Origin of the sequence: Clostridium sp. AF50-3, assembly GCF_003477445.1 — a bacterium.
Lineage (GTDB): Bacteria > Bacillota > Clostridia > Lachnospirales > Lachnospiraceae > Otoolea > Otoolea fessa.
Map to the genome: position 1 here is coordinate 19,667 of NZ_QUDH01000027.1, position 7,422 is coordinate 27,088.

The window sequence follows — 7,422 nt, forward strand, 5'->3', positions numbered from 1 at the left end:
TGATATGGAAATGGAAACGGCCGGCCGCGTTTTTACTGGCGGCGGCAATGATTTTACGATGCCGGGAGTTCCGGCATCTGCGGTGGAAGCGGGTGTATCCGCCGTCCATACGGGGTTGTGCAAGCATCACCCGGAACATACAGAGGACTGCGGATATACGGAAGGAACCGAAGGGGCAGCCTGTGAACATGAGCATACTGAGGATTGCTACACCCTTGTGAAGAAGTGTATCCATGAACATGACGAAAGCTGTTACCCTGTTTTGGAAGGCAGCGTATCAGAAAATACGGCGACCTCATCTGAAGTAGAGGAGGCCCAGCCGACCGAGTGTACCCATAAATGCAGTAAGGAAAGCGGCTGTATCACAAAAAAATTAAGCTGTCCTCATGAACGCGGCGAGCATGACGATAGCTGCGGCTACATCCCGGCCACAGAGGGGACGCCCTGCGGGTATACCTGTGAACTGTGCAATTCTCAGGACAACGGGCTTGTTCCCGGCGTGTCCGGGAATGCTCCGGCGGAGTGTATCTGCGAAACCCGCTGTGAGCAGGGGGCGGTCAATCCCGACTGTCCGGTCTGCTCTGCGGAAGATGCGGATCTCTCTGCCTGCAAGGGAACAGAGCAGGCAACGCCCCTGATGGCAGCTGCAGCAGACGATGAAACCATCTCCGGCAATGTTATCTGGGAGAACAGAAACATAACTACCCCGGTGACGGTGAAGGGCGACACAACAATCACGCTGAAAGGCGAGAATACCATTACGATTACCGATACCGCATATACCGCCGCTCTGGATATGTATTCCGCCAATCTGACCATTCAGGGAAGCGGCAGTCTGACGGTCAATGTTCCTAGCGGGAAAGATGGTATTGCGGACGGCAGTTGGAGCGACACCGCCGGCGGGACGCTTACCATAAAAGACGGGGTAAAGATAACCACCAACGGCGGTTTGTGCGGCTTGAGCGCTAAAACCATCGTGATTGAGAATGGAAAGCTGAATCTAAATTCCGGTTGGGGTATTAACACTGCATCCCTGACCATGAAGGGAGGAACCCTTTACGCCACCGGAAAATATGGTGCGATTTCGAATAGTAGGTATGGAAACGCCCGAAACATCAACAAAAACCTGACCATTCTGTATTCGGAAAGTCAGAATGCAAAAACAGACGATATGTCGGTCGGCACAGCGGCCGATACGACAAGAGAAGGGGACGTCAAGACCATCTATATCGCCAAGATGGCGCCCCGCGCAAGCCTGACCGTCGGCGCGCAGCAGGGAACCCTGCAGGAAGGCTCAGGCAGTCAGACGGCGACCTTCTCCGTTACCGGCAGCAAGGTCCAGATGAATACCCTGAACGTGGAATGGGTGGGCGACCACACCGGTCTGACGGCGGCAAAATCCGCTGACAACCAGACCATCACCGTTACCGCGGACAACAATGTCAAGGAGGGCCGCTATAAGCTGAAGCTGACCGCAAACAGCGAAGCAGGATACTCTCCTGCCAAGGCGACCGCCACCGCAACGGTCACCGTCGCCGCCGCGCCCAAAAACCCATTACCATAAGAACGCAGCCGCAGGTCGTATATGAGAAATTAGATGGGGAAAGTGTAGCGGTTGTCGATGTCAGCGCCTCTCTGGCAAGCGGTCAGTCCGGTAATATTACCTATCAGTGGTATGTGAACGGAAAAGAATTTCAGGGCACAGGCAGCGGCAGTTATAATAAAATCGTCCTGACCAAGTCCAACCTGACCCCAGTGGAGGGCAGGGACTGGGAGTACAGCGGCCAGGTCTACTGCAAGCTGTCCTATAATAACTATACCGTAGATACAAAAACTGTCACCGTTACCATTAACACCTGCACCCATGCAAAATACACCCACGATGGCAAATGCCAACAGTGCGGCGAACCGTGTCGCAAGGAAGTGCTCTTTATTGACGAAGATGGTATCCCCTATTCGTCTGAACTCGGGAACAATCAGGCCATGGTTGGGAGCAGGCTGATTTCCGGCGGAACCTTTTATTTTGTGCGGGATATTGACGCAATCTTGCGTGCGGGAGGAGGTGATGGGACCAACAAAAAGGACCTTACGCTGGACCTGCAGGGCCACAAGGTCAAGGCGCTGGATTTGCAAGATTGCCCGTACAACAGCGTCACCATCAAAAACGGCACGATAGAGGGCATTGGAGAGGTCATTGCCACCAAAGGCCCCACGGTATTGATATTAGACAGCGTTACAACAGGCGGGGGTGTCGTTAATAACCTGTTTACCCTGACGGTAAAGGGCGACTGCGTGTTTCAGCATCAGGTGAAATTCCTTGGGAAAACCCAGCTCCAGGGCGGCACGTTCCAATGTGGAATCAATGCAGAACTTGGTGAGGAGGCCCTGGCTCTGCTGGCGGACGGATATGCCTTTGCAGACGCTGATAGCGACGAAATTTTGAACGTTTCCAATGTAGATATTCCGGATAGAGCGGTCAAGGTGGTCGAGCATACCGACCAATATCATAACGGCAAATGCGCCTGCGGCAGAGTCTGCGACCATGCGGGCAAGGTGGACAGCGCCGGTTACTGCACCCGCTGCCATATGCTGGTGGAGGCATTTGAAACCGGCGGCAAGCGATACACCAGTCTGGAAAACGCGCTGACTGCCGCGCAGGACGGTGACACTATCACGCTGCGGGGGCCTTTGGACATCGAGAACGCAGAGCCTATCGAAATCAGCAAAAATATTATACTGAACTTGAATGGACACACCCTGAGTAAATCCGCTGAGAATGCGCTTCTACGCATCCTCGGCTCCAATGTAGCCATCATGAACGGCAAGGTGCTAAGCACCTGCACCAGCAAGCCCGCTACCGCGGTGGAAGTTGGAAAATTTGACCACACAGGCGCAAAGCTGACGCTGGACAATGTCACCCTGGAGGGCAGCGTAGGCGGCGGAATTGGTTCCGGTGGAACTGGGCTTTCCATTGTACCGGGAACGAAGCTGTGGTAACGAGCGGCACGTTCCCCGGCGGCATCTACACGGAGGGAGCGCTGACCATGTCCGGCGGCAGTGTGGCTCGGCTGGAATTGGGTGCGCTCGAGGGTATTCCAGTGCCCCTGTCCGGCGGCTCCTTTGGCAGCATCCAAATCGAGAATGGCGCAAAGTATCAATCCCTGCTGGAAAAGGGCTATGCCTATCAGAAGCAAGGCGGCGCATTGGTCAGGCTGTCGGAGATGAATGAGAATACTGCCGTAACCGTTGTGAAGTGCAGTCACCCGGATGACCCTTCCGGCGGGAATGTTTGCCCCTACTGCGGCTATGCCGCTGCGGCGACAAAGACGGACGGCAGCATTTCCTACTATCTGACGGCAGACGCGGCCATCGCCGCAGCCGACGGCGGTACGGTGAAGCTGCTGGCAAATGCAGGCGAGATCACCATCGGCAGCCCGCTCAAGCTGGATCTGAACGGTAAGACGGCGGCAAAACTGACCGTTACCGGAAATGTTACGCTGGCATCCCTGCTGCCGGAGGGTTACGTGTTTAAGAGCGGCAGTACCTGGATAACCGATCTTACCGGCAAGGAGCTGACCAATGTTTCTATGGCCAAGATCCCCATCAAGAGCATGGACTATCCGAACAAGATGAGCATGACTTATGGCGGTACGGGGACGCTTCTTGTCAATGTAAATAAGGAAAGCGGCACAGGCGCTGTGAGCTTCCAGTGGTACAAGGTGGAGAACGGCAAAGAGACAGCGGTTGACAACGCAACAAAGAATCAATTTGATCTTTCTACGCAAAAGCTACCCGCAGGCCAGCACACCTTCCGCTTTTTGGCCACCTGCGACGGCTACAAGAAGATGAGCCAGGATATTGTTGTAACGGTACAAAAGGCCGACATCAGGTCAAGCCTCATCACGCCTCCCACAGCACAGGAAAACCTGACCTATACCGGTCAGGAGCAGGCGCTGATTACCGCAGGCAGCGTGACCAGCGGTGGCACCATGCAGTACAGCCTGACCGAGAACGGTACATACAGCCTGGGCATCCCTACCGGCACCGATGCCGGAACGTATACCGTGTGGTATCGGGTGATTGGCGATGCAAACCACAATGATACCGCACCCGCCAGCGTGGAGGTCAGCATTGGAAAGAAACCGCTGACGATCAGCGGGGTAACGGCTGTGTCCAAGCCCTATGATGGCACGACAGACGCAGGCATTACCAGCGTAACCTTCGACGGCATGAACTTGAACCGAGGCACAGACTACACCGTGGCCGCCAGCTTTGACGATGCCGGCGTGGGCAACGGCAAGAACGTCACTGCCACAGTGACCCTGATGGGGCAGGCCGCGAAGAATTACTCCCTGGAGCAGAGCAGCTTCCCTACGACTGCCAGTATCGCCAAGGCCGCTGCGCCTGACTTCGTCAAGGAAACTGCGCTTACCATTGTAAACGGCCACGAAAAGACCTACACTGTGACGCTCCCCGCCCTGCCCAAGCTGGAAACGCCCAAAGAGTACGGTGCACCCACCTATGAGCTGGGCGAGATCAAACTCAATGACGGCTACTACACCAGCGGCGCGAAGGTGGAAAACGGCAAGCTGACCCTGCCGATTCAGAAAAATGACGTGGAAACCACCGGCTCTGTGGGCACAGTGACCGTAGTGATCAAGAGCACGAACTATAAGGACATCACGCTGACCGTCAATGTCAATGCGACCAACAAGCTTGTCCCCACTGTTACGGCACCTACGGTCAATACACTGACCTACAATGGTGCAGAACAGGCTCTGGTTACAGCGGGCAAGACCACTGGCGGCGCAATGCTCTACCGGCTTGGCGATTCTGAGTGGAGTGAGCAGATCCCCACAGCGAAAAACGCGGGGGAATACACTGTTTGGTATAAGGTTCAGGGAAACGCAGAGTACGCAGATGTGGCAGAACAGAACGTGACTGTGACCGTAGCGAAGAAATCGGTCACAGTTACGGCGCTTGACAAGAGCGCCTACACCGGCAGCACCGCGCCCGATCTGAGCAGCCCGGAAGCAGATAAGGATTACAAGGTGGAAGGTCTGGTTGGTGCAGATACCCTGAGCGGCACGGTAACGCTGGACTACGCACAGACACCGGATATGAGCAAAACCGGCAAAACTGCGATCAACATTACTGGTACGCTGTCAAATGACAATTATGCGATCACCTATGTTTCTGGAACGTTGACTGTTTCCAAGCAATCTTCCAGCGACGGCGGTTCCTCCTCTGGTGGTTCGGGCAGCGGTGGAGGCTCATCCTCCGGCGGTTCTAACGGTTCCGGAAGCAATGATAACACCAACCAGCCGGAAGCCCCTGTCACCGGTGAAACCAAACCCATACAGCCGGATAAAAACGGCAATGCGGCAGTGGATAACAGCTCTGTCCAGTCCGCCATCGACAAGGCCAAACAGGATGCGAAAAAGAACGGCACCACAGAGAACGGGATTGGCGTTACTGTTCCCATCATCCCGGCGGCAGGCCAGACCTCTCTTAACGTGACCATCAAGGCGCAGACACTGGATCTGCTGGTTAAAGAAAACGTCCGGCAGTTTACCGTAGCAACAGACCATCTGGTTTCGGTTAATATCGGCCTGGATACTCTGAAGCAGCTGGATACCGCCTACGCTGGCGGGGACATCATTCTCCGGGCAGATAAGGTGGATGCACTGCGTTCCACCGAGGCCAAAGCCACCATCGGCACAAGATCGGCCTATGACCTGTCACTGGTCTACCTCTCCGGCGGCAAAGAAACACCGATTGCCAACTTAAATGGTCACACTATATCGGTGCGTTTGCCCTACACACCGGCAAATGGTGAGCAGACAGGTAATCTCTATGCAGTCTATGTAGATGACGCTGGCAAGGTGGAATGGATCACCAAATCCAGCTACAATGCCAGCCTGAAAGCGGTGGTTTTTGAAACCGGTCATTTCAGCGTTTACGGCGTGGGCTACAAGAACCCTGCCCCGGTCTTTACCGACATTACCGGCCACTGGGCAGCAGATAACATCCTCTTTGCAGCCAGCCGGGGACTGCTCTCCGGCACCAGCGACACCACCTTTAGCCCGGACACCGGCATGACCAGAGGAATGTTTGTGACAGCTCTGGGGCGGTTGGCGGGCATCAACCCGGACAGTTACCAGACCGGGAAATTCACCGATGTGAAAGCCGACGCTTACTATGCTCCCTATGTGAACTGGGCGGCACAGACCGGTATTGTGGAAGGCATTACCGCCACCACCTTTGCACCGGACACCAACATCAACCGGGAACAGATGGCGGTGATTATGAAAAATTACGCTGCAAAGCTGGGCTATGACCTGCCCCAGACCTTGAAGGCTGTGACCTTTGCGGACAACACACAGATCAGCAGCTGGGCAAAGGATGCGGTCAAGTCCATGCAGCAGGCGGGCATCCTGGCCGGGAAGAATGAAAATAAGTTTGACCCCAAGGGAACCGCCACCCGCGCCGAGGTCGCCACGGTTCTGCGGCGGTTTGTGGAAATCGTCATTGACCCGCAGGCCGCAAACGGCTGGCAGCAGAATGACAGCGGCCAGTGGAACTATTACAGAAACGGGGAGTCAGTGAAAGGCTGGCTCTCCGAGGATCAGAAGTGGTACTGGCTGGACAAGGTCACCGGAATGATGTTTGCCGGAGGCTGGAAGCAGATCGATGGTAAGTGGTACTACTTCTATGCAGACGGGACGATGGCGGTGAATACCGCATCCGACAGATGAAAAATGAACCCGTAATGTAATGCAAAAATAATATCAATAAAGAGGGATGTGAACAATATGGGCAAGTTTCTAATACTGTCGCTTACCGACCATGAAGAATATATACTCAGTAGAATTATGGAGATTATTGCGGTTGAGCCAGGATTTGACCATATTGTGACATCCCACCCTTGTAACACTCTTGTTTTTCCGGGCTTGGAGCTTCGGCTGAAGGAGAGAACAGCATACCGAAACGGTGAGTTGATTTCTATGACTCGTCGGGAATTTGAAACATTGGTATACTTGGCAAAACATCCATCCTGGGTATTTTCTGCCGGACAGATCTATGAAGAAGTATGGGGAGGATGGTGAAAATTGCGGAACGGCTGTTGCCTTCGTACCGAAAATCAATGCGAATCCGGTGTATAACGGAGGGTGAAGCCTGCTATATGTATGTAGCAATCATTATGATAACATAAAAGGCACGGCATAAAGAAATCTGATGTAAAATCTATCAGAATAATTTATGCCGTGTCTCTTTTTAATTTGATTGAAAAACGGCACACCGCATTCTCATTACTTTAGCCTGCAAATAAAAAGTCAAGACTTAATGGGGAAAAAAATATAAAATTTTACATGGTTAAAATTAGGCACTAAAATAAGACCACCACAAGCAGTGCTGGTC

4 protein-coding genes are annotated in these 7,422 nt (G+C 53.8%); all 4 read left to right on the plus strand.

The features are described from left to right. The first annotated feature begins 4 nt into the window (after positions 1–4). The gene (locus DW085_RS18100) at positions 5–1,564 is read left to right on the plus strand and encodes a hypothetical protein (RefSeq protein WP_118494261.1); all 1,560 of its coding nucleotides are present in this window, start codon (positions 5–7) and stop codon (positions 1,562–1,564) included. A gap of 113 nt (positions 1,565–1,677) precedes the next feature. Next, positions 1,678–2,997 carry a hypothetical protein gene (locus DW085_RS18105; RefSeq protein ID WP_118494264.1) on the plus strand — a complete coding sequence of 440 codons (1,320 nt, stop codon included), beginning with the start codon at positions 1,678–1,680 and terminating at the stop codon, positions 2,995–2,997. Further along, positions 2,991–6,758: an S-layer homology domain-containing protein gene (locus tag DW085_RS18110; protein ID WP_118494267.1), complete on the plus strand. Its 3,768-nt coding sequence runs from the start codon at positions 2,991–2,993 to the stop codon at positions 6,756–6,758. Before DW085_RS18105 ends, DW085_RS18110 begins: the two co-directional genes overlap by 7 nt. Before the next feature lie 57 nt (positions 6,759–6,815). Next, entirely contained in the window at positions 6,816–7,109 is a 294-nt protein-coding gene (locus DW085_RS18115; RefSeq protein ID WP_243017774.1) for a winged helix-turn-helix domain-containing protein, read from the plus strand. Positions 7,110–7,422: the final 313 nt, after the last annotated feature.

Excerpts from the sequence above, each read along its gene's own strand:
- DW085_RS18100 (WP_118494261.1), top strand. The coding sequence starts at position 5 with ATGGAAATGGAAACGGCCGGCCGCGTTTTTACTGGCGGCGGCAATGAT.
- DW085_RS18115 (WP_243017774.1), top strand. The coding sequence starts at position 6,816 with ATGGGCAAGTTTCTAATACTGTCGCTTACCGACCATGAAGAATATATA.